This is a genomic window from Sphingomonas sp. 2SG, assembly GCF_005503285.1.
In the GTDB taxonomy this organism is placed as follows: Bacteria; Pseudomonadota; Alphaproteobacteria; order Sphingomonadales; family Sphingomonadaceae; genus Sphingomonas; species Sphingomonas taxi.
This window is the reverse complement of record NZ_SCMZ01000005.1, coordinates 22,575-48,082: the sequence shown is the minus strand read 5'-3', so window position 1 is coordinate 48,082 and position 25,508 is coordinate 22,575. Positions and strand designations below refer to the sequence as shown.

Annotated in this window: 27 protein-coding genes; 17 read left to right on the top strand and 10 right to left on the bottom strand. The window is 66.5% G+C overall.

Features of this window, described 5'->3' with window-relative positions; translation table 11 throughout:
* Positions 1 to 37: 37 nt before the first annotated feature.
* The 10 genes from FFS23_RS03775 (at position 38) to FFS23_RS03730 (ending at position 9,337) form a co-directional block, all read left to right on the top strand.
* Positions 38 to 1,333 carry a flagellar hook protein FlgE gene (locus FFS23_RS03775; RefSeq protein WP_038663689.1) on the top strand — a complete coding sequence of 432 codons (1,296 nt, stop codon included), beginning with the start codon at positions 38 to 40 and terminating at the stop codon, positions 1,331 to 1,333.
* Positions 1,334 to 1,356: 23 nt separating this feature from the next.
* Positions 1,357 to 2,109: a flagellar basal body rod protein FlgF gene (locus FFS23_RS03770; protein WP_038663686.1), complete on the top strand. Its 753-nt coding sequence runs from the start codon at positions 1,357 to 1,359 to the stop codon at positions 2,107 to 2,109.
* 12 nt (positions 2,110 to 2,121) lie between these two features.
* Positions 2,122 to 2,910, top strand: coding sequence for a flagellar basal-body rod protein FlgG (flgG, locus tag FFS23_RS03765; RefSeq protein ID WP_038663683.1), 789 nt, complete (start codon positions 2,122 to 2,124; stop codon positions 2,908 to 2,910).
* The gene (locus FFS23_RS03760) at positions 2,910 to 3,614 is read left to right on the top strand and encodes a flagellar basal body L-ring protein FlgH (protein ID WP_137897512.1); all 705 of its coding nucleotides are present in this window, start codon (positions 2,910 to 2,912) and stop codon (positions 3,612 to 3,614) included. The genes flgG and FFS23_RS03760 overlap by 1 nt, the downstream gene beginning before the upstream one ends.
* 36 nt (positions 3,615 to 3,650) lie before the next feature.
* On the top strand, positions 3,651 to 4,748 hold the full coding sequence (locus FFS23_RS03755) for a flagellar basal body P-ring protein FlgI (RefSeq protein ID WP_137897511.1): 1,098 nt from the start codon (positions 3,651 to 3,653) through the stop codon (positions 4,746 to 4,748).
* Positions 4,745 to 5,074: a rod-binding protein gene (locus tag FFS23_RS03750; RefSeq protein ID WP_038663675.1), complete on the top strand. Its 330-nt coding sequence runs from the start codon at positions 4,745 to 4,747 to the stop codon at positions 5,072 to 5,074. The genes FFS23_RS03755 and FFS23_RS03750 overlap by 4 nt, the downstream gene beginning before the upstream one ends.
* Positions 5,071 to 6,426: a flagellar hook-associated protein FlgK gene (flgK, locus tag FFS23_RS03745; RefSeq protein WP_038663673.1), complete on the top strand. Its 1,356-nt coding sequence runs from the start codon at positions 5,071 to 5,073 to the stop codon at positions 6,424 to 6,426. Before FFS23_RS03750 ends, flgK begins: the two co-directional genes overlap by 4 nt.
* Before the next feature lie 8 nt (positions 6,427 to 6,434).
* Entirely contained in the window at positions 6,435 to 7,337 is a 903-nt protein-coding gene (gene flgL, locus FFS23_RS03740; RefSeq protein WP_137897510.1) for a flagellar hook-associated protein FlgL, read from the top strand.
* Positions 7,338 to 7,564: 227 nt separating this feature from the next.
* A complete protein-coding gene (gene motA, locus FFS23_RS03735) occupies positions 7,565 to 8,428 on the top strand; it encodes a flagellar motor stator protein MotA (RefSeq protein WP_038663668.1) in 864 nt (287 codons plus the stop codon).
* Positions 8,429 to 8,431: 3 nt separating this feature from the next.
* Complete coding sequence (locus FFS23_RS03730; RefSeq protein WP_137897509.1) at positions 8,432 to 9,337, top strand: flagellar motor protein MotB; 906 nt, start codon at positions 8,432 to 8,434, stop codon at positions 9,335 to 9,337.
* A gap of 69 nt (positions 9,338 to 9,406) precedes the next feature.
* On the opposite strand, the gene FFS23_RS03725 is transcribed toward FFS23_RS03730, so the two are convergent.
* A complete protein-coding gene (locus tag FFS23_RS03725; RefSeq protein ID WP_038663662.1) occupies positions 9,407 to 9,910 on the bottom strand; it encodes a Ros/MucR family transcriptional regulator in 504 nt (167 codons plus the stop codon).
* Between the two features lie 164 nt (positions 9,911 to 10,074).
* Between FFS23_RS03725 and FFS23_RS03720 the strand changes: the two genes are divergently transcribed.
* Positions 10,075 to 10,458: a hypothetical protein gene (locus FFS23_RS03720; RefSeq protein WP_137897555.1), complete on the top strand. Its 384-nt coding sequence runs from the start codon at positions 10,075 to 10,077 to the stop codon at positions 10,456 to 10,458.
* Positions 10,455 to 11,603, top strand: a complete 1,149-nt coding sequence (locus FFS23_RS03715; protein WP_137897508.1) for a glutathionylspermidine synthase family protein — start codon at positions 10,455 to 10,457, stop codon at positions 11,601 to 11,603. Before FFS23_RS03720 ends, FFS23_RS03715 begins: the two co-directional genes overlap by 4 nt.
* On the opposite strand, the gene FFS23_RS03710 is transcribed toward FFS23_RS03715, so the two are convergent.
* The 3 genes from FFS23_RS03710 to FFS23_RS03700 form a co-directional block, all read right to left on the bottom strand.
* A complete protein-coding gene (locus FFS23_RS03710; RefSeq protein ID WP_137897507.1) occupies positions 11,593 to 12,759 on the bottom strand; it encodes an alpha-hydroxy-acid oxidizing protein in 1,167 nt (388 codons plus the stop codon). The genes FFS23_RS03715 and FFS23_RS03710 overlap by 11 nt on opposite strands.
* A 178-nt stretch (positions 12,760 to 12,937) precedes the next feature.
* Complete coding sequence (locus tag FFS23_RS03705) at positions 12,938 to 13,732, bottom strand: class II aldolase/adducin family protein (protein ID WP_137897506.1); 795 nt, start codon at positions 13,730 to 13,732, stop codon at positions 12,938 to 12,940.
* Positions 13,733 to 13,898: 166 nt separating this feature from the next.
* Positions 13,899 to 14,612, bottom strand: a complete 714-nt coding sequence (locus tag FFS23_RS03700) for a hypothetical protein (RefSeq protein WP_137897505.1) — start codon at positions 14,610 to 14,612, stop codon at positions 13,899 to 13,901.
* A 134-nt stretch (positions 14,613 to 14,746) separates the two neighbouring features.
* Between FFS23_RS03700 and FFS23_RS03695 the strand changes: the two genes are divergently transcribed.
* Both FFS23_RS03695 and FFS23_RS03690 read left to right on the top strand, forming a co-directional pair.
* Entirely contained in the window at positions 14,747 to 15,019 is a 273-nt protein-coding gene (locus tag FFS23_RS03695) for a BrnT family toxin (RefSeq protein ID WP_137897504.1), read from the top strand.
* Positions 14,979 to 15,278 (top strand): BrnA antitoxin family protein, encoded by a 300-nt coding sequence (locus FFS23_RS03690; protein ID WP_137897503.1) that lies wholly within the window; start codon positions 14,979 to 14,981, stop codon positions 15,276 to 15,278. The genes FFS23_RS03695 and FFS23_RS03690 overlap by 41 nt, the downstream gene beginning before the upstream one ends.
* On the opposite strand, the gene FFS23_RS03685 is transcribed toward FFS23_RS03690, so the two are convergent.
* The 5 genes from FFS23_RS03685 to uvrA all read right to left on the bottom strand — a co-directional run bounded on the left by FFS23_RS03685 (position 15,275) and on the right by uvrA (position 20,187).
* Complete coding sequence (locus FFS23_RS03685) at positions 15,275 to 15,553, bottom strand: type II toxin-antitoxin system RelE/ParE family toxin (protein WP_137897502.1); 279 nt, start codon at positions 15,551 to 15,553, stop codon at positions 15,275 to 15,277. The genes FFS23_RS03690 and FFS23_RS03685 overlap by 4 nt on opposite strands.
* Complete coding sequence (gene relB, locus FFS23_RS03680; protein WP_137897501.1) at positions 15,550 to 15,726, bottom strand: type II toxin-antitoxin system RelB family antitoxin; 177 nt, start codon at positions 15,724 to 15,726, stop codon at positions 15,550 to 15,552. The genes FFS23_RS03685 and relB overlap by 4 nt, the downstream gene beginning before the upstream one ends.
* A 73-nt stretch (positions 15,727 to 15,799) precedes the next feature.
* Positions 15,800 to 16,450: a hypothetical protein gene (locus FFS23_RS03675; RefSeq protein ID WP_137897500.1), complete on the bottom strand. Its 651-nt coding sequence runs from the start codon at positions 16,448 to 16,450 to the stop codon at positions 15,800 to 15,802.
* Positions 16,451 to 16,489: 39 nt separating this feature from the next.
* The gene (locus FFS23_RS03670; protein ID WP_137897499.1) at positions 16,490 to 17,110 is read right to left on the bottom strand and encodes a hypothetical protein; all 621 of its coding nucleotides are present in this window, start codon (positions 17,108 to 17,110) and stop codon (positions 16,490 to 16,492) included.
* 170 nt (positions 17,111 to 17,280) lie between these two features.
* Complete coding sequence (gene uvrA, locus FFS23_RS03665; protein WP_137897498.1) at positions 17,281 to 20,187, bottom strand: excinuclease ABC subunit UvrA; 2,907 nt, start codon at positions 20,185 to 20,187, stop codon at positions 17,281 to 17,283.
* Between the two features lie 134 nt (positions 20,188 to 20,321).
* Here uvrA and FFS23_RS03660 point away from each other — a divergent pair, with 134 nt between their 5' ends.
* Together FFS23_RS03660 and FFS23_RS03655 are read left to right on the top strand one after the other, a co-directional pair.
* On the top strand, positions 20,322 to 20,702 hold the full coding sequence (locus FFS23_RS03660; protein WP_137897497.1) for a hypothetical protein: 381 nt from the start codon (positions 20,322 to 20,324) through the stop codon (positions 20,700 to 20,702).
* Between the two features lie 47 nt (positions 20,703 to 20,749).
* Positions 20,750 to 21,208, top strand: a complete 459-nt coding sequence (locus FFS23_RS03655) for a porin family protein (RefSeq protein WP_137897496.1) — start codon at positions 20,750 to 20,752, stop codon at positions 21,206 to 21,208.
* Positions 21,209 to 21,293: 85 nt separating this feature from the next.
* On the opposite strand, the gene FFS23_RS03650 is transcribed toward FFS23_RS03655, so the two are convergent.
* Positions 21,294 to 22,949, bottom strand: a complete 1,656-nt coding sequence (locus FFS23_RS03650) for a methyl-accepting chemotaxis protein (protein WP_171009345.1) — start codon at positions 22,947 to 22,949, stop codon at positions 21,294 to 21,296.
* A 237-nt stretch (positions 22,950 to 23,186) separates the two neighbouring features.
* On the opposite strand from FFS23_RS03650, the gene FFS23_RS03645 reads away from it, so the two are divergent.
* Positions 23,187 to 25,061: a M61 family metallopeptidase gene (locus FFS23_RS03645; protein WP_212742902.1), complete on the top strand. Its 1,875-nt coding sequence runs from the start codon at positions 23,187 to 23,189 to the stop codon at positions 25,059 to 25,061.
* Positions 25,062 to 25,508 lie beyond the last annotated feature (447 nt).

Genomic DNA, 25,508 nt, shown 5'->3' with positions numbered 1-25,508 from the left:
CTCATCCGCCGACCTACCGCTTCCAAGGAGTAACCCGATGTCCTTCTACACCTCGCTTTCCGGCCTCCAGGCGTCGCAGACCGACATGGCGACGATCAGCCACAATCTCGCCAACGTCTCGACCACCGGCTTCAAGAAGAGCCGCACCGAATTCGCCGACATCATCGCGTCGAGCACCTCGACCGATCCGCGCAAGATGGTCGGTTCGGGCGTCGTGGTGAAGGGCAACACGCAGCAGTTCAAGGAGGGCAACCTCACCACCACGTCGAACGCGCTCGACCTGGCGATGGTCGGCGAGGGCTTCTTCACGATGCGCTCGACCGGCACCAGCGATTCGACCACCTACACCCGCAACGGTGCCTTCTCGGTCGATTCGAACAACAACGTCGTCGACGCGCAGGGCAGCTACCTGATGGTCTATCCGGTCGACAGTGACGGCAACGTCACCGCCACCGGTGAGAAGGGCCTGACCACGCTGCAGATCCAGCAGACCAGCGGCACCCCCAAGGGGACCAGCAAGGTCGCCACCGCGGTGCAGATGTCGTCGACCTCGACCGTCAAGGGCGGCGGCGCCGGCTACAAGTTCGATCGTACCGATACGACGAGCTACAACAATTCGGTCGCCACGCGCATCTACGACGCGAACGGCAACCCGATGACGATGACCAGCTATTACGTCCGCACCGCTGCCGGCACCGCCGGTCCGCCGGCGACCACCGGCAGCTGGGACGTCTATACCTTCATCGGCGACCAGGCGATGACCACCGGCACCGGTGCGGCCAAGTCGGACAAGGTCACGCTGACCTTCGACGACAAGGGTGCGCTCGCCACCGGCACGACGATGCCGCTCAACTTCAACACCTTCACGCCGACCTCGGGCGCCGCGGCGCAGACCGTGTCGCTCGACCTGACCAACTCGACGCAGCTGTCCTCGGCATTCGCGGTCAATGCCAAGACGCAGGACGGCATCGCGGTCGGCCAGCTCGCCGGCGTGACGGTGACCGACGCCGGCCTGATCCAGGCGAGCTTCTCGAACGGCGACATCAAGCCGCTCGGCAAGGTCGCGCTCGCCAAATTCTCGACGCCGACCGGCCTGCGCCAGATCGGCAACAGCTATTGGGCGGCGACCGGCGTGTCGGGTGCGGCGACTTTGGGCTCGGCGAGCGCCGACGGCTTCGGCTCGCTGATGAGCGGCACGATCGAGGGATCGAACGTCGACATCACCGAGGAGCTGGTCAATCTGATCGCGGCGCAGCGCAACTTCCAGGCGAACTCGAAGGCGCTCGATACCGCCAACCAGGTCTCGCAGACCATCATCCAGATCCGCAACTAAGCGACGCGGCGCGGAGGCCTTAAATGGACAAATTGGTCTATACGGCGGCGACGGGGCTGCGTGCGCACATGCAGGCGCAGGCGGCGATCGCCAACAATATGGCGAATGCGTCCACCACCGGCTTCCGCGCCGATCGCGTCGTCTTCGACCGGATCGAACTGAAGGGCGGCGGCGCGCAGCTCGAAGCGCGCATGCCGACCAGCGAAGAGGTGACCGACGCCGATCGCGCGCCCGGCGCGATCCAGGCGACCGGCCGCGCGCTCGACGTCGCGATCAGCGGCAACAGCGACTGGCTGGCGGTGCAGGCGGGCGACGGCAGCGAGGCCTATACCCGCCGCGGCGATCTCGAGATCGCGCCCTCGGGCGTGCTCCAGACCGGCGACGGCTTCATCGTCCAGGGGCAGGCGGGGCCGATCACCGTGCCGCCGCACGACAGCCTGACGATCGCCGCCGACGGCACGATCAGCATCGTGCCGCAGGGCGGCGACGCGAAGAACCCGCAGGTGCTCGACCGGCTCAAGCTGGTCGACACCAAGGGAACGGCGACGCTGAAGGGGCTCGACAACCTGCTCCGCGTCAAGGGCGGCGGCACTCTGCCCGCCAATCTCGACGCCAAGGTGCAGGGCGGCGCGCTCGAAGGCTCCAACGTCAACATGACGCAGGCGCTGGTCGACATGATCGAGAACCAGCGCAGTTACGAGGTTCAGGCCAACCTCATGAAGTCGGCCAAGGATATGGACGAGAGCAGCACCTCCGTGATGCGCCTCCCGAGTTAAGGAACAGACACGATGTCCTCCTCCGCCATGCACATCGCGCGCACCGGGCTCGACGCCCAGGATACGCGCATGCGGGTCATTTCGAACAACCTCGCCAACGTCAACACGACGGGGTTCAAGAAGGATCGCGCCGCCTTCGAGACGCTCGCCTATCAGACGATCACCGCGCCCGGCGCGGCGTCGACCGCCGAGACCAAATATGCGACCGGCCTCAACCTCGGTACCGGCGTGCGCGTGCAGGGCACCGCGCGGATCGATACGCAGGGCTCGCTCACGCAGACCGGCAACAGCTTCGACATGGCGCTCGACGGCGACGGCTATTTCCAGGTCCAGCTGCCCGGCGGCAACCTCGGCTACACGCGCGCCGGCAATTTCAACCGGTCGCCCGAGGGCCTGCTGGTTACCTCGGAAGGCTATCAGGTGATGCCCGGCATCACCGTGCCGGCCAATGCCACCTCGGTCTCCATCGGTACCGACGGCACCGTCACCGCACAGGTGCCGGGCCAGAACGAGGGCACCAACATCGGCCAGATCCAGGTCGCGAGCTTCCCCAACGCCACGGGGCTGCAATCGACCGGCGACAATTACCTCAAGGAGACCGCTTCGTCGGGCGCCGCCAACCTCGGCATCGCCGGCCAGGACGGGCGCGGCAACATCCGCCAGGGCAGCCTCGAAGCGTCGAACGTCAACGTCGTCGAGGAACTCGTCGACATGATCGAGACGCAGCGCGCCTATGAGGTCAATTCCAAGATGATCTCGTCGTCCGACGAAATGCTCAAATATGTGAACCAGAACCTGTGATGGCCGCCGCACCGCATAATCGCCGTCCGGCCGCCGTCGCCGCCGCGGGACTGCTCGCGCTTGCCGCGTTCACGCCCGGAACGGCCGATGCCAGCATCCTCGGCAAGAAGAAGCCGGCAGAGGATTTCACCGTCGTGCGCGCGCCCGTCGCACCGGCGCCGGCGCCCGCCAACGGGTCGATCTTCCAGGCGAGCGATGGTTATGCCGCGCTGTACGAGGGCTGGCGCGCACGCCGCGTCGGCGATCCGCTGACGATCATCCTCGTCGAGCGCACCGCCGCATCGAAGTCGTCGGGTTCCAAGCTCGATTCGAAGGGATCGGGCAGCATCACGCCGCCGACGACCGGACCGCTCAAGTTGTTCAACTCGACCGACGTCACCGCCAGCGGCAGCCGCGGTTTCGACGGGCAGGGGCAGGCCGATCAGGCGAATTCGCTGTCGGGCGAGGTCTCGGTGACCGTTGCCGAAGTCTATCCCAACGGCACGATGCTGGTGCAGGGGCAGAAGCGCGTCACGCTCAACCGCGGCGACGAATTCCTCCAGATCAAGGGCATCGTCCGCACCGCCGATATCGGCGCCGACAATCGCATCCTGTCGACCCGCGTCGCCGACGCGCAGATCGCCTATACCGGCAAGGGCGACGTCGCCCGTGCCGGCCGGCAGGGCTGGCTCAGCCGCTTCTTCTCCGTCGTCAGCCCGTTTTGAGCGCCCGTTAACCCTATGACGCGCAGAGTGTCCGCCATGATCCGTTTTCTTCTCGCCTCGCTGATCGCCACGCTCGCGTTCGCCGCGCCCGCCTCGGCGGACCGGATCAAGGACCTCGGCGGCTTCCAGGGTATCCGCTCGAACCAACTCACCGGTTACGGCGTGGTGGTCGGCCTGCCCGGCACCGGCGACGACAATCTGGAATATACCGTCCAGTCGCTGAAGGCCGTCGCGTCGCGCTTCGGCCTGCAACTGCCGCCGGGCGCCAATCCGGGCATGAAGAACGCCGCGGTGGTGATGATTACCGCCGAGCTGCCGCCCTTCGCCAAGCCGGGTCAGCGGCTCGACATCACGGTCGCGTCGATGGGCAAGGCCAAGTCGCTGCGCGGCGGCAGCCTCGTGCTGACCCCGCTGCTCGGCGCCGACAACCAAATCTACGCGATGGCGCAGGGCAATCTCGCGGTCGGCGGTCTCGGCGCGGAAGGCGCGGACGGCTCCAGGATCGTCGTCAACGTCCCCTCGACCGGCCGCATTCCCGAGGGCGCCACGGTCGAGCGCGCCGTCGCCACCGGGTTCGACTCCTCGCCGATGCTGACCTTCAACCTCGCGCGGTCCGATTTCACCACCGCGCAGAACGTCGCGCAGGCGATCAACGCCAAGTTCGGCTTCGGCACGGCGCAGGCGATCGACGGCGTCTCGGTCGCGGTCCGTGCACCGCAGGGCGCCGACGTGCGCGCGACGCTGATGTCGACGATCGAGAACCTCGATGCGACCTCCGCCGAGCCGTCCGCAAAAGTAATTGTAAATGCGCGCACCGGAACGGTCGTTATCAATTCTGCGGTCAGGGTGGGTCCTGCCGCGGTGACGCACGGCAAGCTGACCGTGCGCATCGACGAGAACCAGCGGATCAGCCAGCCGGCGCCGTTCAGCCAGGGTCAGACCGCGTTGGAGAAGAAGTCCAACGTGTCGATCGAAGAGGAGAAGAAGCCGATGTTCCTCATCAACCCCGGCCCGAAGCTCGCGGACATCGTCAAGGCGGTGAACGCCATCGGTGCCTCGCCCGCCGATCTCGTCGCGATCCTCGAAGCGCTGAAGGAGGCCGGCAGCCTCAAGGCGGAGCTGATCGTGCTATGACGACGCTCGGCACCACCCCGATTGCGGCCACCGGCGGCATCTCGACCGATACGTCGCGGCTCAAGTCCGCCGACAACCTCAAGAAGGCGGGCGAGAAGTTCGAGGCGGTGTTCACCGGCATGATGCTCAAGAGCATGCGTCAGGCGAAGCTCGCCGATCCGTTGTTCGATTCGAAGGCGATCGACACGTTCAGCGAGATGCAGGACGCGCGCGTCGCCCAGTCGATGGCGGAGACGACGCCGCTCGGCATCGGCAAGGCGATGACCGCCTTTCTCGCCAAGTCGCAATCCGATCTTAATGCTTCTGTTGCAGATCCGCCGAAATGAGCGACTTGCTGTCGATCGGCGCCTCGGGCGTCCGCGCCTATCAGAGCGCCTTGGCCACGGTCGGCGAGAATATCGCCAACGTGAACTCGCCCGGCTATACCCGCCGCACGGTGAACGTCGCCGAGGTCGCGGGCGGCAGCGGTTCGACCAATCCTTATGGTGCCGGCAACGGCGTCGTCATGACCGGGATCAACCGGTCGTCCAACGTCTACGCCAGCGCCGCGCTGCGCGCCTCGACCAGCGATCTCGCCCGCACCACCGGTGGCGCGGACTGGCTCGACCGCATCCAGGGCGCGCTGACCGGCAATGCGCTGACCTCGCGCGTCACGTCCTTCTTCGCATCGGCGCAGAGCCTCGCCGCCGAACCCAATTCGACCGCGCTGCGCACCGGCATGATGAGCGCCGCCGCCTCCGCCGGCATCGCCTTCACCGCGACCGGCAAGGCCTTCGATCAGGTCGATGCCGATATCGACAGCGCCGGCAACCAGGCGGCGCAGACGCTCACGTCGCTGGGCGACTCGCTCGCCAAGATCAACGAGAGCATCAGCCGCGCCCAGCTCGGCAGCACCGCCGCCGCGCAGCTGATGGACCAGCGCGATAACATCCTCTCGCAGATGAGCGGCATCGCCGACATCACCAGCCGGACCGACGCGATCGGTCGCGCCACGGTCAGCTTCGCCGGCTCGACCGGTCCCGCCTTCGTGCAGGGGGTCAACAGCGGCATGATCTCCTACGATCGCGACAGCAACGGCAAGATCGCCTTCTCGGTCACCGTCGGTGCGGTCAAGAACCAGATCGGCGCGACCGGCGGCTCGATCGCCGGGATCGTCGACGGTGCCGAGCGCGTCGCCGCGATCCGCCAGGAGCTGGACGCGGTCGCCAAGAGCTTCGTCGGTGCGGTCAACGACAATCAGGCGGCGGGACTCGACCAGACCGGCGCGCAGGGCGTCGCGATGTTCACCACCGGCGCGAAACCGACCGACGTCAGCATCTCGGCGACCTTCACGGGCAGCCAGATCGCCGCGGGCAAGATCGCCGCGGCACAGGGCGGCGGCGTGCGCGACTCGTCCAACCTCACCGCGCTGGAGGCGACCCGGGTCAGCAAGGGCTTCGAAACCTCGCTGACCGCGCTCGTCACCGACAACGCCACCGCCTACAAGCAGAAGAACACGATCGCCGACGCACAGGCGGCGATCCGCGACGGCGCAACGACGGCGCTGTCGACTGCGACGGGCGTCAACCTCGATGCCGAAGCGGTCGATCTGATGCGCTTCCAGCAGGCCTATGCCGCGTCGGGCCGCGTGATCCAGGTCGCGCGCGAGACGATGCAGACCATCCTCGATATCCGCTAGGGCGCGCCATGCAGATCTCCACCAGCCTCTTCTACGCCAATGCTTCGAGCCGCTTCTCGAAGATGAGCGAACGCGCGTCGGAACTGCAGACGCAGATCTCGACCGGCAAGAAGATCCTGAAGCCGTCGGACGATCCCGCCGCCGCGCAGCAGCTAGCCGAATTCGACCGCAAGGATGCCGATGCCGCGGTCTACGGCACCAACATCACGCTCGCCGGCTCGCTGCTCGATCAGGCGGATGGCGTGCTCAGCCAGATCAGCACGCAGCTCACCCGCGCGACCGAGCTGGCGACGCAGGCGGCGAACGGCACGCAGACCGATGCGACGCGCAAGATCATCGCGACCGAGCTCAATTCGATCGTCGGGTCGCTCGTCGGCCTCGCCAACACCAAGAACGTCCGCGGCCAGCCGTTGTTCGGATCGGCATCGGGCGGGCTGGCGGTGGTCGACAACAAGGACGGCACCTTCACCTTCCCGCCCGACGTGCAGGTGTCGGAAGTGCCGATCGCCGACGGCCAGAGCGTGCAGGCGACCGAAAGCGCCAAGCGCATCTTCTCGCTCGCCGGCGGCAGCGACAACACGCTGGCGATGCTGAGCAAGCTCGCCACCACGCTCAACGCGGGCGGCGACGTCTCGGCGACGGTGAGCAGCGCGCTCGACCAGATCGGCCAGGCGGTCAACCAGGTCGCCGACGTCTCGGCCTCGGTCGGTGCGCGCGGGGCGCGCGTCGACCTGCAACAGCAGTTGCTGGTCACCGCCAATACCGATCGCACCGAATTGCGCGGCAAGCTCGAACAGGTCGACATGACCGACGCGGTCGTGCAGCTCCAGCAGATGATGACCGCGCTGTCGGCCTCGCAGGCCAGCTTCAGCAAGCTGTCGAGCCTCTCGCTGTTCGACTACATCAAATAGGCGGCATCCCCGACCTTCGCCACCACCGGTGCCGCGATCCGTGGCGTCGGTGCGGCGCGTTGGCGCGCTCGAACAGGGCTTCCGGCGGTCGCCGGAAGCAGGCGCGCCCGGTGCGCGATCCGCGCCACCAAACAAACTCACCCGGCCGGTAACCACTTATCTAGGAAGTGCGGTTAATCCGGTCGTATCGGATTGCCGGCTCGCCGGCGCAACGGGGGTTTCCCACAGTGTTTCCTGCCATCGGTCTCGTCGTTCTTCTCGCCATGGTGTTCGGCGGCTTCGCCATCACCGGCGGCGCGCTCGGGCCGGTCATGGAGGCGATCCCGCACGAGATGCTGATCATCGGCGGCGCCGCGGCCGGCGCGCTGATCATCGGCAATTCCGGCACCGAGCTGAAGGCGGTGGGCAGCGGCCTCGCCAAGGTGTTCAAGGGCCCCAAGTACAAGAAGCAGGATTATCTCGACGTCATCTTCCTCGTCAGCAAGCTGATGAAGATGCTGCGCATGGACGGTCCGATCGCGCTCGAGCCGCATGTCGAGGACCCCAAATCGTCGGCGGTGTTCAGCGAATATCCGCGCCTGCTCGCCGACCATACGCTGGTCAATTTGATCGCGGATACGCTGCGCCTCGTCGTCGTCTCGTCGGGGACGCTCGACGTCCATGCGGTCGAGGAGGTGATGGACCATTCGATCAAGACGCATCACCACGAGGTCGAGGGGCCGCATACGACGCTCAACAGCCTCGCCGATTCGCTGCCCGCGCTCGGCATCGTCGCCGCGGTGCTCGGCATCGTGAAGACGATGGGTTCGATCGACAAACCGCCGTCGGTGCTCGGCGGGATGATCGGTTCGGCGCTGGTCGGCACGTTCATGGGCGTGCTGCTCGCCTATGGCATCGTCTCGCCGCTCGCCGGGCGGCTCAAGCAGGTGCTCGACGCGGATGCCGCGATCTACATGGTGGTCAAGCAGATCATCATCGCATCTTTGCATGGCCACCCGCAGCCGCTGGTGATCGAGGCGGCACGGTCCGGGATCGCGCACAAGAACCAGCCCGGCTTCGCCGAGGTCTTCGACGGCCTGCGGGGCAAATAAGCGATGGCCCGCGCCGCGCCGCACGGCAACAACCAGCCGCCCAAGATCATCATCGTCAAGAAGATCATCGATGGTGGCCATGCCGGCCATCACGGTGGCGCGTGGAAGGTCGCCTATGCCGACTTCGTGACCGCGATGATGGCCTTCTTCCTGCTGCTCTGGCTGCTCGGCGCGACGACCGAGAAGCAGCGCAAGGGCATCGCCGACTATTTCGCGCCGACCCTGCTCGACAAGAAGATGACCGGCCTCGGCGGCAACGGCGTGCTCGGCGGCGAATCGATCCTCAGCAACAACAAGCTCGGGCCGCGTGCGGCATCGGCGCCGATCGCCTCGATCGGCATCCCGATGAGCATGTCGGGCGGGCAGAAGAGCGGCACCGGCGACAAGGGGTCGCTGCGCAACCCGGCCGCGATGCAATTGGACAAACAGGCGTTCCAGGCGATCAAGACCCAGCTCGAAAACCAGATCAAAGCCTCGCCGCGGCTCTCGAAGATGGCCGACCATATCCGCTTCGTGCCGACGCAGGACGGGCTGCGCATCGATCTGGTCGACAATGCCGATTATTCGATGTTCGCGCTCGGCACGACCGCGCTCGATGCCAAGGCGTCCGAGCTGATCGGCATGATCGCCGGGACGATCGCGGGAACGCCCAACACGATCATGATCCGCGGCCATACCGACAGCGTGCCCTATGGCGACCCGCGCGCGATGAACAATTGGATGCTCTCGTCCGGCCGGGCCGAGGCGACGCGGCGCCGGCTGGCGCTCGGCGGCATCCCCGAGACGCGGTTCGAGCGGATCGAGGGCGTCGCCGACCGCGAGCCGATCATCACCAGCGATCCCGGCGACCCGCGCAATCGCCGCGTCGCGATCACCCTGCTCTATCGTCAGGGTACGTTCGGGCAGTAACCGGGCGGCGGGGCGAAACGGCGCGCGACCGATCGGGTCGGTCGCGCGCCGCTCGCCTGCCCGTCGGCGTCAGGCCTCGACGGCGTCCGCGGACTTGCGGCCGCGACGCGCCGCTGCGGCGCCCTCGGCGCCCCCTTCGGCCTTGCGCGCACCGGGCTTGCGGCCGAGGCCGATCTTCTTCGCCATGGCGCGGCGGCTCTCCGAATAATTCTCCGCGACCATCGGATAATCGGCCTTCAGGCCATAACGTTCGCGATATTCCGCCGGCGTCATGCCGTGCGTCGCGAGATGACGACGCAAGGTCTTGTAGGGCTTGCCGTCGATCATCGAGATGATGTGATCCTTCGACGCCAGCGACTTCCGCGCCGAGACCGCGGCGGTATATTCAGTCGCGGGCTGCGCTTCCGGTGCCGCACCGCTGGCGCCAAGCAGTGCCGAGACGGTGTCGTGCATCTTTCCGAGAAAGGCCGGAACCTCATCGGCGGAAGTACGGGTGTTGGGGTTGCCGAGCCAAGCAATCGTCAATTCGGTTGCTAGTTCAACGGCGTTCAGATCGGTGGATTCGTCAGTCATAGTTTGCTCCTTTGACCAATGGCAGCCGTACGCCGGGGAAACCAACCGTCAAGCGGATGATCCGCAGTCCTGTGCTTTTTTGGATCGTAAAAAAGACGCTCACCCTATTCGATTTCCTGCGTCATACTCCAGCAACAGCCAAGATCGGCCGACCGGAGGACATGTTGAGGCACGAGCTGAAGTTCACGACGGCGCTGGCGGCCGCGTTGCTGGCGGCAGGCTGCGGCAAGTCGCGCGACGACGCCGACGGCTGGGTCGCGCAGGGCGATACCGCGGTATGCACCGATCGCAGCGGCAACCGCGTCGCCGACAGCCAGTGCGCGCGCCAGAGCCATGTTGGCGGAGTCAGCCCGTTCCTATGGTACTTCCTCGCGCGCAACGCGATGATCCCGCCTTATGGCGAGCGCGTCGGCGGCGGCTCGTATGCGCGGGCGCCGGGCCGGGCGTATCGCTTTGCGCCCGCGGCGACGCAGGTGACGCGCGCCGGGGCGATCAGCCGCGGCGGCTTCGGCGCGTCGGCGCGCAGTTTCGGGAGCGGTCGCTCGTGATCCGCACCACGCTGACGCCGCGGCCCGACTGGCAGGCGAAGGTCGAAGCGGAGGGGCTGATCTGGCATACCGCCGACGGCCGCCCCTATTGGGACGAATCGGTCTGCTATCATTTCGCCGCGGCGCAGATCGCCGAGATCGAGGCGGCGACCGCCGAACTCTACCGCCTGTTCCTCGCCGCCGGCGAGGCGATCGTCGGCGACCGCGGGCTGCTCGACCGGTTCGGCATCCCGCGCGCCTTCCACCAGCCGATCCGCGACGCGTGGGAGGCGGAGCCGCCCGCGCTCGACTTCGGGCGATTCGACCTCGGCTACGACGGCGCGTCGCCGCCGAAACTGTTCGAGTTCAATTGCGATACGCCGACCTCGCTGCTGGAGGCGGCGGTGATCCAGTGGAGCTGGAAGGAAGACTGTTTCCCCGCCGCCGACCAGTTCAACGGCCTGCACGAAGCGTTGGTGGCGAAGTGGCGCGACCTTGCCGATCATCTGCCGGGCTGCGTCCATTTCGCGCATGCCGCCGACGAGGCGGGCGAGGACGGCGTCACCACCGCCTATCTGCGCGACACCGCGGCGGCGGCGGGGTTCGAGACGGTGGCGATGGCGGTCGAGACGATCGGCTGGGACCACGAGCGCCGCCGCTTCGTCGACGACGCGGCAGAGCCGATCGAGGCCGTGTTCAAACTCTATCCGTGGGAATGGCTCGCCAACGAGGCGTTCGCCGACATGCTGGTCGAGGATCTGGCGGCCGGCGGCACGACGTGGATCGAGCCGGTGTGGAAGATGATCTGGAGCAACAAGGGCGTGCTCGCGGTGCTGTGGGCGCTGTTCCCCGATCATCCCAATCTGCTGCCGGCCGGCTTCGACATTCCCGACGGCGATGCGGTCGCCAAGCCGTTGCTGTCGCGCGAGGGCGCCAACGTCTCGATCCGCCGCGGCGGGCGGATCGTCGCCGAGGCGGCGGGGGAATACGGCGACGAAGGCTATGTCTATCAGGCGATCTATCGCCTGCCCGAACCGGCGCCGGGCTGTTTCCCGGTGATCGGCAGCTGGGTGGTCGACGGCGAACCCGCCGGGATGGGCATCCGCGAGGACGGGCTGATTACCGGCAATACGGCGCGGTTCGTGCCGCATATCGTCACGCGGTGAGCCGCCGCGCGCCCGCCTCGCGCACCGCGGCGATCGTCGGCCAGCCGTTGACCGCCATCAGCAGGTCGGCCTCGGCGAGGATGCAGCGCAACACGTGCGCGCAGCCCGCCGCCCCGTCGAGCGCGAGGCCGTAGCTATAGGGGCGGCCGATGCCGACCGCGGTCGCGCCGAGCGCCAGTGCCTTGACCACGTCGGTGCCCGAGCGGATGCCCGAATCGAACAGCACCGGCGTGGCGCCCGCCGCGGCGACGACGTCGGGGAGCAGGTCGATCGCGGCGATGCCGCCGTTCGCCTGCCGCCCGCCGTGGTTCGAGCAATAGATCGCATCGGCACCGGCATCGATCGCGCGGCGCGCGTCGTCGGGGTGGCAGATGCCCTTGAGGATCAGCGGCAGCTTGGTCAGTGCGCGCAGCCACGGCATGTCGTCCCAGGTGAGGACCTTGCCGAACACGCCCATCCACTGGCGGATCGCGGCGGCGGGGTCCTGCTCCGGCGGCACGGCGAGCTGTGCGCGGAAGACCGGGTCGCTGAAGTAATTGGCGAGCACGGCGCCGCGCAATTGCGGGAAATTGCCGGTGTTGAGATCGCGCGGGCGCCAGCCGGTGACCCAGGTGTCGAGCGTCACGACGATGGCCTTGTAGCCCGCGCCTTCCGCGCGCGCGACGAGGCTGGCGGCGAGGTCGCGATCCTTGGGCGTGTAGAGCTGGAAGAGCGCGGGGGTGGCGCCGCTCGCCGCCGCGACCGCCTCGAGCGGGTCGTTGGACAAAGTGGAGGCGACCAGCGGCACGCCCGTCTCCGCGGCGGCGCGCGCGGCGACGAGGTCGCCGTGGCCGTCGGGCGTGCACAGGCCGGTGACGCCGATCGGCGCCATGAACACCGGGCTCGGCAACGTGAGGCCGCACAGCCGCACCGACAAATCGCGCGTCGCGCAATCGACCATCATCCGCGGCGTCATGCCCCAGTGGCGGAACGCCTCGGCATTGGTGCGCTGCGTGTGTTCATCGCCGCAGCCGCCCTGGACATAGTCACGCACCGACGGCGGCAGCGCGGCGAGCGCGCGCGCCTCCAACGTGGCGAAATCGACCGGCACTTTCGGCACCACCCCGGCGAGGCCGGCGCCGTAGATCGCATTCTGATAGTCGCCGTAATGGAGCATGGCCTCGCCTCCGTCAGCTGGGTGTGCGCGGCAGCGCTGAATGGGTTCGCGCAGAGGCGCAGAGACGCCGAGGGGGCGCGAGCGGGTGACGCATCGCCTTCCCCAGTCGCGGTCGAAGGAGGAGGCTGCGCCGCCGGACCATCTCCGCGTCTCTGCGCCTCTGCGCGAACAGATCTTCTTACTCCCGATAGGAGGGATCGCGCCGGTCGAGCTTGCGGAGCAGCGCGGGCCAGGCGAGGCCGCGGGCGAGCATCGCCATGCCGGGGCCGGTCGATTGCTGCTCGACCTTCTCGGCGACGCCTTGATTGGGGGTGTTGAGCCCCGCCCGGCCGGCACTGAGCATCAGGATCTGCGCCTCGCAGGCGCGTTCGAGGAAATACATGCGCAGGAACGCCTCGGCGACGCTCGCGCCGACGGTGAGCGTGCCGTGGTTGCGCAGGATCATCGTGTGTCGCGACCCCAGATCGGTGACCAGCCGTTCGCGCTCGTCGAGCTCGGTCGCGATGCCTTCGAAGTCGTGATAGGCGACGTCGTGGCCGGCGATCATCGCGGTCTGCGTGTGCGGCAGCAGCCCCTCGGCCATCGCCGACACCGCCTGCCCGTGCGGCGTGTGGAGATGCAGCACCGCCGCCGCATCCTCGCGACCCGCGTGGATCGCCGAATGGATGACGAAGCCGGCGCGATTGACCGGCGCCGGGCTGTCGGAGACGGTGTTGCCGTCGATGTCGATCTTGACCAGCGACGAGGCGGTGATCTCCTCGAACATCATATTGTACGGGTTGATGAGGAAGTGATGTTCCGGCCCCGGCACGCGCGCCGACAAATGGGTGAAGATCAGATCGTCCCAGCCGTAGAGCGCGACCAGCCGATAGGCGGCGGCGAGATCGACGCGCAGCGCCCATTCCTCCGCGCTGACCGCGTCGCGGAGGCTGGGTGGGGCGGGGGGCGCGGGCTCGCGCAGACTGGTGGCCATGGCTGTCCTCTCGTGTCGCGGCGACTCTTGTCGTTCCGCGGCAGGATGACAGGAAATGCCGCATCGGCAAGCCTCCGGCGCCATGGCCCGGACGCCGAATTGCGGCGAAAATGCGGCAACGTGGACAAGATGGACACCTTGATGGAAACGATCCCGGCCGATCGTTTCAATAATCGTCATCCTCCTCCTGCTCCGCCGCCTCGGCCGCCGCCTTGTCCGCGGCGAGCCGCTGCGCCGCCGGATGCGGCTGGACCACGTCGATGAGGTCGAGCAAGCGTGGGAACATCGCCGCGAGTTCGTGCGGCGCGAGCCTGGGATGCGCCGGCTCCGGCTTGTGCGACAGCAGGAAGGTGAGCAGCCGGTCGTTGTGGACGGTACGCGTGCCGACCTGTTCGCCGCGATACCAGATCGCGACCTCCTGCCCCTCCAGCGCGCGTTCCATCGCGATGTCGAGCAGGCGCTTGCGCCCCATCTGGATCGCCACGTCCCAGGCGAGCGCGAAGACGCTGTGCGTCGCGCGCTGGCGCATCGCATAGGCGCTGTTGCGGGGGACGCCGACCGCCTTGCAGGCGTGGCTGACGCAGCCGGTGTCGGCGAGCGCGCCGATGAAGGCACGTTGCGTGTCGGCGCTCCAGCCGTCGACCCGCTGGCGGCGCAGGTGGAGCAGGGGTTCGAAGAAATCGTCCTCGCGCACGCGATTGCCGTCGGCGTCGAGCTTCTGCCCGGTGACCGCGGCGATCGCGGCGGGGACATCCTCGCCGGCGTTGATCGCGTCGACCCCCGCCATGATCGCGCGGTCGCTCAGCGCGCGCAGCTCCGCGTCGCGGATGCGCTGACGTTCGCAACGTGCCTTGCTCCAGGGTTTGAACGGCTTGGCCATAGTCCCTCCGATTCGGTCCAGGGGACCGACGATCTATGCCAAGCGCGGGGGTGTAGGACAGGGGTTGGGTGCGCCTATAATGCATGGGTGATGCGTTGACGCGGTGATTTACGTAGCTACATAAAGGAGCGGATGTGGAGATCAGCTTCGATCCCGGGAAGCGTGCGTCGACACTGGTCGACCGCGGGCTCGACTTTGCCGACGCCGCCCGGGTGTTCGACGGGCCGGTGTTCGAATTCGAGGACCAGCGGTTCGATTATCCGGAGGCGCGCTGGTCGACGATCGGGCTGTTGGACGAGCGGATGGTCGTGGTGATCTGGACCGAGACCGAAGGCGGCCGTCGCGTCATATCAATGAGGAAGGCCAATGAGCGAGAACACGCCAAATTCCGCCGGAAGCTTGCTTGATCCGGCCGACGACGCGCCGGAGTGGACGGAGGAAATGTTCGAGATCGCCGAACTGCGGATCGGCGGCGAGGTCGTTCGCCCGGCGACGGGGTATCTCGGCCCGAACGGCGTCGTGCGCGGCCGTCCGCCGCTCCGGGACCATGCCAAGCAGCAGGTGACGTTGCGGCTCGACCCCGATGTGGTCGAGCGGTTTCGTGCCGATGGGCCGGGGTGGCAGGGGCGGATGAATGCGGCGCTGCGGAGGTCGGTGGGGCTCTAGGGATAGTGCTGCCGGGCGTGGAGCACGGCGAGCACTTCGATCGCATGGATCGAGACGCGATAGACGAGAATGTAATTGGGGTGGACGATCGCCTCTCGCGTGCCGGCGATGCGGCCGGGGCGGTGGATGTAGGGGTGATCGGGCAGGCGGTCGGCGGCGTGCTGGAGCGCTAGGCCGATCCGTGTCGCCGCCGCGGGATTGCGATCGGCGATGTAGCTGGTGATCTCGTACAGGTCGGCGCGCGCATCCGGATCCCAGATGACGGAAAGCGTCACTTGACCTTGGCGCGCTCGATGATCTCCCACATGCCCGCCATCACCTGATCGTGCGGGATTTTAGGCGCCGTGGACGCCATCGCCTTCTCGACCTTGGCGCGGAACCATACGTCATAGGCGGCGGCCTCTTCGGTGGTCGTGAATTCCGACTCGATGGGGGAGAGGTCGGTCATGATGCCGTTTTACTCCATTGCTCTCCAAGGCGGAAGAACGGAAAGCCCTTCATCGAAGCGGCGGGCCGACCGATCAGAACGGTGCGGGTATATGTCGCGTTACCCGAACCCGGCTGGGTTCCGCCAAGTCGAAACGGACTTCGGTGACGATCCCACCCGGTGTTCCTAGCCAGATGAGAACATCGTTTGCGTCCCGCGATATTGCCCATGGCGTCAGAGTGTTCAGCACGCGGAGGATGGTCCGGTCATTCCGGCAAAGACCGGATGACGTTTCATCGGAACATTGAAACCGGAGGTTGCGTGCGCCCAAGCGTATCTGCTCCAGCGCCGTCAAACTACGAAACCCTTGCGCTTGATCGATACCGGGATTGAGATGCGCATAGGATGCGGTTCGACAACCGTGCGGCCTCGGCATTCCTATCTCGGTTGAGCTGTGGCTACGAGCGAGCGTGGCGGTATTGATATCCGCACTGGGTGGCGCGCTAAAACTCACGGCCCAACGTTTTCTAATACATCCTCGCTCGGTCGCGACGGGCTGTTCCACGAGCTCTGCCTCAACCACGCCCGGAGCGATCAACCCGCCGACCGGAGCAATGACGGAGTCGATCCGGCCGTGTGTTTGCCCTTGCAGCACGAGATCGCCAGCGATCGAAGGAGCAAGACGTTTGAATTCTGCAAACGTCGGGGTGGCCGCAACCTGAGCCACTAATGCCATAATGATCATAGGGTGTTCCGCTTGTTTCGATTTCTTTCTCGGGTCGGATCACGGCATCTGTTTAACAGGCGATACCAATATCTTCGTGCCGGTATCGTCGGGCGTGAAGGTCAGCGTTATGTGGGTGGGGCGGGCGCAAACTGCGAGCAGCCAGCTTTCCTGCCAAGCCTTGTGAGATTTTCCGACCGGTCCCAGATATTTGCTGTCTTGCACAGTGATCTGTTCGCAATTGGGGGCGGCAGCTTTCACTGCCGTTGCCATCATCCCGACCGCATCGCTTTGCAATATCACGTCGGCATGGGTTTCTCCCGGAACTCCGACGATACTGGTTATCTTCTCGTCGGACTGGGCTCGGAAAAAGAAGTTGATCGTCGTATCGTTACCGCACCCGCTTACCGGGAAGCTTTGCTCCCAAAGTCCGGACGTCGGATATCCATCCGGCGCGAACGATACCGGCTCGATCATCGTCACCGTAGAGCCCTTCGATATCAACGACGGGCACCTTTGGAGAACAGGCGCCGGCAATTGCGAAAACAGGCGTGCGATATTTGCTTGATAATCGGATGAGACGACCAGTGCCTGCAGGGCAGGTGGCGGTGGCGGTTCGGACGACGCGGTGGCGGACGTTGCGATCGAAAGAGCGGCGAACACAGAGGCTGCGAATGTCATGGCAGCACCTTCCCATCGCTTTTTGACGTGGAAGTGACATCGAGACGGCCCTGGAACCTTACTCTGCGATTACGTAATCCAACACCTGTCGTTGCCCGTTGATCTAACGAAGAAATCCGCAAAATTCCTCGATGGCGCATCGCCGCAAAAATTTTGGGGAAATGCGGGCGTTACTCTGCCGCCACCGCCTCCCCGCCCCGCGCCTTCAACAACGGCGCGAGATACTTCCCCGTGAAGCTCCGCGGTTCCTTCGCGACCACTTCGGGCGTGCCGACCGCGACGATCTCGCCGCCCTTGACGCCGCCTTCGGGGCCCAGATCGACCACCCAGTCGGCGGTCTTGATGACGTCGAGATTATGCTCGATCACCACCACCGTATTGCCCTGCTCGACCAGGGCGTGGAGCACTTCGAGCAATTTGCGGACGTCCTCGAAATGCAGGCCGGTGGTCGGCTCGTCGAGGATGTATAGCGTGTTGCCGGTGGCGCGGCGGGCGAGTTCCTTGGCGAGCTTGACGCGCTGCGCCTCGCCGCCCGACAGCGTCGTCGCCTGCTGGCCGACCTTGACGTAGCCGAGGCCGACCTCGACCAGCATCTCCATCTTGTCGCGGATCGGCGGCACCGCCTTGAAGAATTCCGCCGCATCCTCGACCGTCATGTCGAGCACGTCGGCGATGCTCTTGCCCTTGAACTTCACCTCCAGCGTCTCGCGATTGTAGCGCGCGCCGTGGCAGACGTCGCAGGTGACGTAGACGTCGGGGAGGAAGTGCATCTCGATCTTGAGCACGCCGTCGCCCTGGCACGCCTCGCAGCGGCCGCCCTTGACGTTGAAGCTGAACCGGCCGGGCTTGTAGCCGCGCGCCTGGCTCTCGGGCAGGCCGGCGAACCAGTCGCGGATCTGTGTGAAGCTGCCCGTATAGGTCGCCGGGTTCGAGCGCGGGGTGCGGCCGATCGGCGACTGGTCGATGTCGATCACCTTGTCGAGATGCTGGAGGCCGCTGACCTTGTCGTGCTTGCCGGCGAGGATGCGCGCGCCGTTGAGCGCGCGCGCCGCGGCGGCATAGAGCGTGTCGATCGTGAAGCTCGACTTGCCCGAGCCCGACACGCCGGTGATGCAGGTGAAGGTGCCGAGCGGGATGCTCGCGGTGACGCCGGTGAGGTTGTTGGCGCGCGCATTGTGGACGGTGAGCTGCTTGCCGTTGCCCTTGCGGCGCTTGGCCGGCACCGGGACCTGGCGGGTGCCGTTGAGATAGTCGGCGGTGATGCTCGTCTTGCTCTTGAGGATCTGCTTGAGCGTGCCCTGCGCGACGATCTGGCCGCCGTGGACGCCGGCGCCCGGCCCCATGTCGATGACGTAATCGGCGGTGCGGATCGCATCCTCGTCATGTTCGACGACGAGTACGGTGTTGCCGAGATCGCGCAGGCGCCTGAGCGTCGCGAGCAGCATGTCGTTGTCGCGCTGGTGAAGACCGATCGAGGGTTCGTCGAGCACGTAGAGCACGCCCGACAGGCCGCTGCCGATCTGACTGGCGAGGCGGATGCGCTGGCTCTCGCCGCCCGACAGGGTGCCGCTGGTGCGATCGAGGTTGAGATAGTCGAGGCCGACGTTGTTGAGGAAGCCGAGGCGCTCGACGATCTCCTTCAGGATGCGCTCGGCGATCGCGCGCTGCTGGTCGCCGAGATGATTGGGCAGATCGGTGAAGAAGGCGAGCGCGTCGACCACCGACAGATGCGTGGCATAGGCGATGTCCTTCATCGCGATCTTGACCGCCAGCGCCTCGGGTTTGAGGCGCGCCCCGTGGCAGACCTCGCACGGGCGCGAGCTCTGGTATTTCGACAATTCCTCGCGCATCCACGCGCTCTCGGTCTGGAGCAGGCGGCGGTTGAGGTTGCCGACGACGCCCTCAAACGGCTTCTTGACGTCATAGGCCTTCTTGCCGTCGACGAAGGTCAGCGTGACCGGCTTGCCCTTGCTGCCGTGCAGGATCAGCGCGTGGATCGCCTCGGGCAAATCGGCCCAGGGCGTGTCGAGGCTGAAGTCGAATTCCCGGGCGAGCGATCCCAGCACCTGCATGTAATAAGGGCTGGGCGGGTTGGACTTGGCCCAGGGGACGACGGCGCCCTTCTTGATGCTGAGCCCGTGGTTGGGGACGACGAGATCCTCGTCGAACAGCAGTTTCTCGCCGAGCCCGTCGCAGGCCGGGCAGGCGCCCTGCGGCGCGTTGAACGAGAACAATCGCGGCTCGATCTCGGCGATGGTGAAGCCGCTGATCGGGCAGGCGAACTTCTCGGAGAAGACGATGCGGCCAGCGGGCGCGTTGTCGCCGAGCACTTCCGATTTGGGCGTGTGCGGTTCGACGGGGTCGGCGGGATCGACATAGGCGAGGCCGTCGGCGAGTTTCAGCGCGGTCTCGAAACTCTCGGCGAGGCGCGTCGCGGCGTCACCGCGCACGACCAGCCGATCGACGACGATCTCGATGTCGTGCTTGAACTTCTTGTCGAGCGCGGGCGCCTCGTCGATCTCGTGGATCTCGCCGTCGATGCGGACGCGGGTGAAGCCCGCCTTCTGCCATTCGGCGAGCTCCTTGCGATATTCGCCCTTGCGGCCGCGCACGACCGGGGCGAGCAGATAGAGGCGCGTCCCCTCGGGCAGCGCGAGGACGCGGTCGACCATCTGGCTGACGGTCTGCGCGGCGATCGGCTCGCCGGTCGCGGGGCTGTAGGGGATGCCGACGCGCGCCCAGAGCAGGCGCATGTAATCGTAGATCTCGGTGACGGTCGCCACCGTCGAGCGCGGGTTGCGGCTCGTCGTCTTCTGCTCGATCGAGATCGCCGGCGACAGGCCCTCGATATGATCGACGTCGGGCTTCTGCATCAGCTCGAGGAACTGGCGGGCGTAGGCGGAGAGCGATTCGACGTAGCGGCGCTGGCCCTCGGCATAGATGGTGTCGAAGGCGAGGGACGATTTGCCCGAGCCCGACAGGCCGGTGATCACCGTCAGCGTATCGCGGGGGATGTCGACATCGACGTCCTTGAGGTTGTGCTCGCGCGCGCCGCGGACGGTGATTTTGGTCAGCATGTGGCGGGTTCTACTTCTGTTCTGTGTCTGGGGCTAGTCCGGGAAGTAGGAACGCGCGGGAGGCTTCGCCAGCACCACGTTGAAACGCGCCGCGCGTGTCTTATCTCGGCGACACACAGACAGAGAGGCCGCGCATGGGCAAGAAGACGAAGAAGGCGAAGCTCCCCAAGGAGGTGCTCGGCATCCGCCTGCCCAAGGAGCTGCGCGAGGCGGGCGGGGCGTTGCTGGAGAAAGCGAACAGCCCGCAGGGGCGCGAGATGCTTGCGGCGGGGCTGACGATGGCCGCGGCGGCGGCGACCGCGGCGGTGGCGAAGGGCCGGGCGAAGCGCGAGGCGGCGGGGGAGCGTCCGGTGCCGCCGGTGCCGCCGGTGCCGGGGGCGGCACCCGAGCCGCCGCGTCCACCCGAACCGCCGCAGGGCACGCAGGCGCAACCCGATCCGCAGGCGATCGCCGATGCGGTCGGCAAGGCGGCGGAGGCGCTGCTCGGTCGGTTGTTCGGGGGGAAGAAGGCTTAATGCACAGGGATCGTGAATCGGCTTTAACGGGCTAAAGCGCAGATCCGTTGCCCATCGACGCCGCGGCGGAAGAGCATTGGGATTTCGACGATTACGGTAAGGTGGCAGCTACGCTCGCCTATGCGCGGACGTTCAAGCATAGCGCGCAGCAGTTCGCGGGCGATCCGGAGTGCGATCTGGTCAACGATCCCGCCTATCAAAGCGATTGGCGGGATCGCGGCAATGCGACGGTTGCCTGGGACGTCGGACCGGCGCATGCGACGCTGTACGGTATCCGTTACGGCACGATCCCGAGCGCGGACGGCAAGGGGCATTACGCCCCCTACACGCTCTTTAACGCCAGCATCGGCTACGACGTGACGCCGGATACCAACCTGAAGCTGACCGTCAATAACATCGCCGACCGCTATCCGATCGATAAGAGCGCCGGATTTCCAGGGTACAATGTCGGCTGGTACGACGTGGTCGGGCGGCAGGTTTGGTTGCAGGTCGGCATTAAACTATAATGGGACGGAGGCCGATCCCTCCTTGCCTGTGGCGCCGTCAGCAAGGGGGCGGCACAGGCTTGGCCTCGGCACCGGAACACGCTGCTCAGTGCAGGCGCTGCTTGAGGGCAGTGATGATCGTGGTGGGCGGGACGTCAACCGCGCGTTGTGGCCATACCATCCGCGCCTGGCGTTCGGGGAGAAGGTCGCTGGTGGCTTCCCATTCGGTGAAGCGGAACTTCTCGATCTGATCGGTCATGATATGCGTCTCGTCGACGAGCTTGCGGGCGGCGGCGGTCTCTTCCTCCGCGACGGCGGCATTCTGTTGGGTGACATTGTCCAGTTCGGCAACCGCGGCGGTGATCTGCTGAAGCGCCAGCGACTGCTGCTCGATATTGTCGGCGATATTGGTCGTAAGCGACGCCATGCTGCCGACGCGCTCGATGACCCGGCCGAGTGCGACCTCAACGTTGCCGACCAGCCGGATGCCGAGATCGATCTGTTCCGACGAGCGGCCGATCCGGGTCTTGACGTCCATCGCCGCTTCCGCCGAACGGCCGGCGAGGGCACGCACTTCCTGCGCAACGACGGCAAAGCCCTTGCCCGCCTCGCCGGCCCGCGCGGCCTCGACGCCTGCGTTGAGCGCGAGCAGATTGGTCTGGAAGGCGATGCGGTCGATGACCAACAGGATCTCGCCGATCTCCCCTGAAAATTTCTCGAGCTGATTGATGGCGGCGACTGCGTCCTTCAGCAAGCTGCCCGACTGTTCGGCATCCTGGTGGGTATCGGCGACCACGCCGCGCACCCGCACGGCGTGCCCTGCGGAATCGCTCAATGCGCCGCTGAGTTGTTGGAGCGCGCTGGCGGTCTCTTCCAAGCTTGCGGCCTGCCGTTCGGTCCGGTTGGACAGTTCGGCCGACGATTGCAGGATTTCCTTGGATCCGGCGGCGATGTCTGCCGCGCTCTGCCGGACGGTGACGAGCGCCGAGCCAAGGGCATCGACCGCGTGATTGAAATCGCTTTTCAGCTTGGCGAATTCACCGGCGAGAACGCCCTCGATACGTATGGTGAGATCGCCGCCGGCAAGCTTGTGCAGGCCGCTGCCGATGCTGCGCACGATCAGCTTGGCCTGTTCGCGGCGAGTCATCTCGGTGAGCAGTCCCACCGCTACCGCGAGGAGGCTGAGGAAGACGAGAGCGATCAACAACGTGCGGTTTGCTGCGTGCTGCGCGGCGGCGGCGATGCGGCGCAAATCGGCGACCTGCGCGACCATCTTTTCGATCTGCGCGTCAGCGACATGCGAGGCGGCGCGTTCGGCTGGCCGGACGGTGGTACGCAAGCGATGCAGCGCGCCTTGCCGATCACCGTCGATCGCCTGCGCGGCGACTTCGCCCATGGCGGTAAGGGCGGTGTTCGACAGGGTGAAATAGTCCTTCGGGAGGGTGCCGCGCTCCGTCTTTTCTTCGAGATCGTTCAGCATCTCGCGCATTTGCCGCGATCGGTCGGCGAACTTGTTGACGATGATTGCATGCTCGGCCGGATCGGTCTCCGTGATCAGGTTAAGCGCATCACGTTGCAACGAGCGGCTGATCGAGCGGATTTCACCAAGCGCGAAAACCCGGGCCTGCGCTTCCAGCGCCGCGGTATTCGCCGCTTCCAGTTTGCGATCATTGTGAAGCGTCACCGCGGCGAGCAGCCACAGCAGCAGGATCGCGCCGATCAGCGGTGCGACGACGCGGAGGTTGAAGCGGCGGAATTGCAAGTGTCTATCCTCGTGGCGGGCGAGGCACATGCCTGGCTCCCCAATTATAGAAACGGGCAACGACGGTCGCGTGGTCGACCGCTAAATATCGGCCGCCGGCAGGAGGGTGTGATCATCTTGACGTCGGCCGGTCAGAAGCGATGCGGCAAGACGCGCTCGTCGGGGCTGTTGACGGTGGACCCGATCGAAACGGCGCGACTATAGGTATGCGGTGGCGGCAGGCGGAGGGATAGCAACATGATGACGAGAATGACGGCAGCGGTGCTGGCGATCGCGCTCGCGGCCGCCGCCGCGCAGGCGCAGACGGCGGCGCAGGCGGTCGTCGCGCAGCAGGCGCAGGATCCGGGGGCGCGCGCCGGCACGGCGTATGACGTCGCCTTCCCCAATGCGGTGCATCACGAGGCGCAGATCACCGCGACCTTCGCGCGGGTGCCGGCGGGGCCGCTGCGCGTGCGGATGGCACGCTCGTCGCCGGGACGCTATGCGATCCACGAATTCGCCAAGAACGTCTATGCGGTGTCGGCGAAGGACGGCAAAGGGCGCCCGCTGCGACTGATCCGCAGCGATCCCTATGGCTGGACGGTCGCCGGACACGACGGCACCGTCGTCGTCACCTACACGTTGTTCGGCGACTGGGGCGACGGCACCTATGCGCAGATCGACACGACGCATGCGCACCTCAACATGCCCGCCACCTTCCTGTGGGCGGAGGGCTATGACGCGCAGCCGATCCGCGTGCGCTTCACGCCGTTCGACCCCAAGTGGCGGATCGCGACGCAGCTTCCCGCCGCCAGGGGCGCGAACAGCTTCTGGGCGCCGAACCTGCAATATTTCATGGATAGCCCGACCGAGATCAGCGATTTCGCCTTGCGCGAATGGCCGGTCATCGATGCGCTGGGCAAACGCTATGTCGTGCGGCTGGCGGTGCATCACGCCGGCAGCGACGCCGATCTCGATACCTATACCGCCAAGGTGAAGCGGGTGATCGCGCAGCATTATGCATTGTTCGGGCAGGCGCCGCGCTACGATTACGGCACCTATACGTTCATCGCCGACTATCTGCCGCAGATCACCGGCGACGGCATGGAGCATCGCAACTCGACGATCATCACCGACAAGCGCGGGCTCGCCGAGGCGAAGTTCGCGCAGCTCAACACGTTGAGCCATGAGTTCGTGCATAGCTGGAACGTCGAGCGGCTGCGGCCCGCCGAGCTTGAGCCGTTCGATTTCACCCGAGCCAATCCGACGCCGAGCCTGTGGTTCGCGGAAGGCTTCACGCAATATTACGGGCCGCTGCTGATCCGCCGCGCCGGCGAGATGAGCGTCGACGATTTCCTGCGCGGGCTGGGCGGTACGCTGAGCGGCGTCGTGAACAGCCCGGCGCGGCGCTACGGCGGGCCGGAGGAGATGAGCCTGCGCGCGCCCTTCGTCGACGCCGCCAAGGCGATCGATCAGGTCAATCCCAACATCTTCGTGTCCTATTATCCTTATGGCGCGGTGGTGGCGCTGGCGCTCGATCTGCAATTGCGGCAGCGCTATCCGGGGCTCTCGCTCGATGCCTATATGCGCCATCTTTGGACGACGCGCGGCGATACCGAGCTCAAATATACGCCCGCGGATCTGGAGCGGGGACTGGCCGAGCTGACGCGCGATCCCGCCTTCGCCAAGGCGTTCTTCGACGGGTCCGTGCATGCGAGCGGGCTGCCCGATTATGCGCCGCTGCTGCGGCAGGCGGGGCTGGTGCTGCGCCCCGTCGACGCGACGCGCGGCTGGGCGGGGATGAGCCTCGTCGGCGGCGAGGGCGGGGTGGTCACCGTCGGTGACGCGCCGCGTCTCGACGGGCCTGCCTATGCCGGCGGGCTGGAGCGGGGCGACGTGGTGCTGAGTCTCGATGGCGCGCCGGTGCGCGATGCCGCAGCGGCGCAGGCGGTGCTGGCGGCGCACAGGCCGGGCGACCGCGTCGCGGTGCGCTTCCGCCAGCGCGGGGTGGAGCGCGATGCGGTGCTGCGACTGGCTGCCGATCCGTCGTTCGAGGTGGTGCGCGGCGAGACCGCTGGCGTGGCGGTGACGCCGGCGCAACTGGCGTTCCGCGACGGCTGGCTGGGCAAATAGGGGTCACGCAGCGCGGAGGCGCGGAGAGAAGAAGGGGTTTGCGCGCAGAGGCGCAGAGGGCGCAGAGAGGTGTCGCATTCGTCGCCGAAGGCGCATTTTTACAATCGATATGGGCGATGTGGGTTCGGCTGTGCGCACCCTGTCTCTGCGTTCTCTGCACCTCTGCGCGCCAATATGTTCACGCGAAGGCGCGGAGGCGCGAAGAGTGAGCAGGGCCGCGCTCGTGGGGAGGGATGCGCGTGTCTCGGGCGTCGCGTCCCCACGCCTCCGTATGATCCCGTCTTCTTCGCGCCTTCGCGCCTTCGCGTGAACCATCCTTTTGGCTGTCGGTGGCCGTTCGACCCGGCAGTCGCTGGCGGATACGACGCTAGTGCCCCTCCTTTCCGCGTCCTCCGCGCCGCAGCCCGGACATGCGAAGCGCATTGCAAAATCGTTATTGTAACGGAA

Coding starts and splice junctions, on each gene's coding strand:
- FFS23_RS03775 (WP_038663689.1), top strand. CDS start 38: ATGTCCTTCTACACCTCGCTTTCCGGCCTCCAGGCGTCGCAGACCGAC.
- FFS23_RS03770 (WP_038663686.1), top strand. CDS start 1,357: ATGGACAAATTGGTCTATACGGCGGCGACGGGGCTGCGTGCGCACATG.
- flgG (WP_038663683.1), top strand. CDS start 2,122: ATGTCCTCCTCCGCCATGCACATCGCGCGCACCGGGCTCGACGCCCAG.
- FFS23_RS03760 (WP_137897512.1), top strand. CDS start 2,910: ATGGCCGCCGCACCGCATAATCGCCGTCCGGCCGCCGTCGCCGCCGCG.
- FFS23_RS03755 (WP_137897511.1), top strand. CDS start 3,651: ATGATCCGTTTTCTTCTCGCCTCGCTGATCGCCACGCTCGCGTTCGCC.
- FFS23_RS03750 (WP_038663675.1), top strand. CDS start 4,745: ATGACGACGCTCGGCACCACCCCGATTGCGGCCACCGGCGGCATCTCG.
- flgK (WP_038663673.1), top strand. CDS start 5,071: ATGAGCGACTTGCTGTCGATCGGCGCCTCGGGCGTCCGCGCCTATCAG.
- flgL (WP_137897510.1), top strand. CDS start 6,435: ATGCAGATCTCCACCAGCCTCTTCTACGCCAATGCTTCGAGCCGCTTC.
- FFS23_RS03730 (WP_137897509.1), top strand. CDS start 8,432: ATGGCCCGCGCCGCGCCGCACGGCAACAACCAGCCGCCCAAGATCATC.
- FFS23_RS03725 (WP_038663662.1), bottom strand. CDS start 9,910: ATGACTGACGAATCCACCGATCTGAACGCCGTTGAACTAGCAACCGAA.
- FFS23_RS03710 (WP_137897507.1), bottom strand. CDS start 12,759: ATGCTCCATTACGGCGACTATCAGAATGCGATCTACGGCGCCGGCCTC.
- FFS23_RS03705 (WP_137897506.1), bottom strand. CDS start 13,732: ATGGCCACCAGTCTGCGCGAGCCCGCGCCCCCCGCCCCACCCAGCCTC.
- FFS23_RS03700 (WP_137897505.1), bottom strand. CDS start 14,612: ATGGCCAAGCCGTTCAAACCCTGGAGCAAGGCACGTTGCGAACGTCAG.
- FFS23_RS03690 (WP_137897503.1), top strand. CDS start 14,979: ATGAGCGAGAACACGCCAAATTCCGCCGGAAGCTTGCTTGATCCGGCC.
- relB (WP_137897501.1), bottom strand. CDS start 15,726: ATGACCGACCTCTCCCCCATCGAGTCGGAATTCACGACCACCGAAGAG.
- FFS23_RS03675 (WP_137897500.1), bottom strand. CDS start 16,450: ATGATCATTATGGCATTAGTGGCTCAGGTTGCGGCCACCCCGACGTTT.
- FFS23_RS03670 (WP_137897499.1), bottom strand. CDS start 17,110: ATGACATTCGCAGCCTCTGTGTTCGCCGCTCTTTCGATCGCAACGTCC.
- uvrA (WP_137897498.1), bottom strand. CDS start 20,187: ATGCTGACCAAAATCACCGTCCGCGGCGCGCGCGAGCACAACCTCAAG.
- FFS23_RS03660 (WP_137897497.1), top strand. CDS start 20,322: ATGGGCAAGAAGACGAAGAAGGCGAAGCTCCCCAAGGAGGTGCTCGGC.
- FFS23_RS03645 (WP_212742902.1), top strand. CDS start 23,187: ATGATGACGAGAATGACGGCAGCGGTGCTGGCGATCGCGCTCGCGGCC.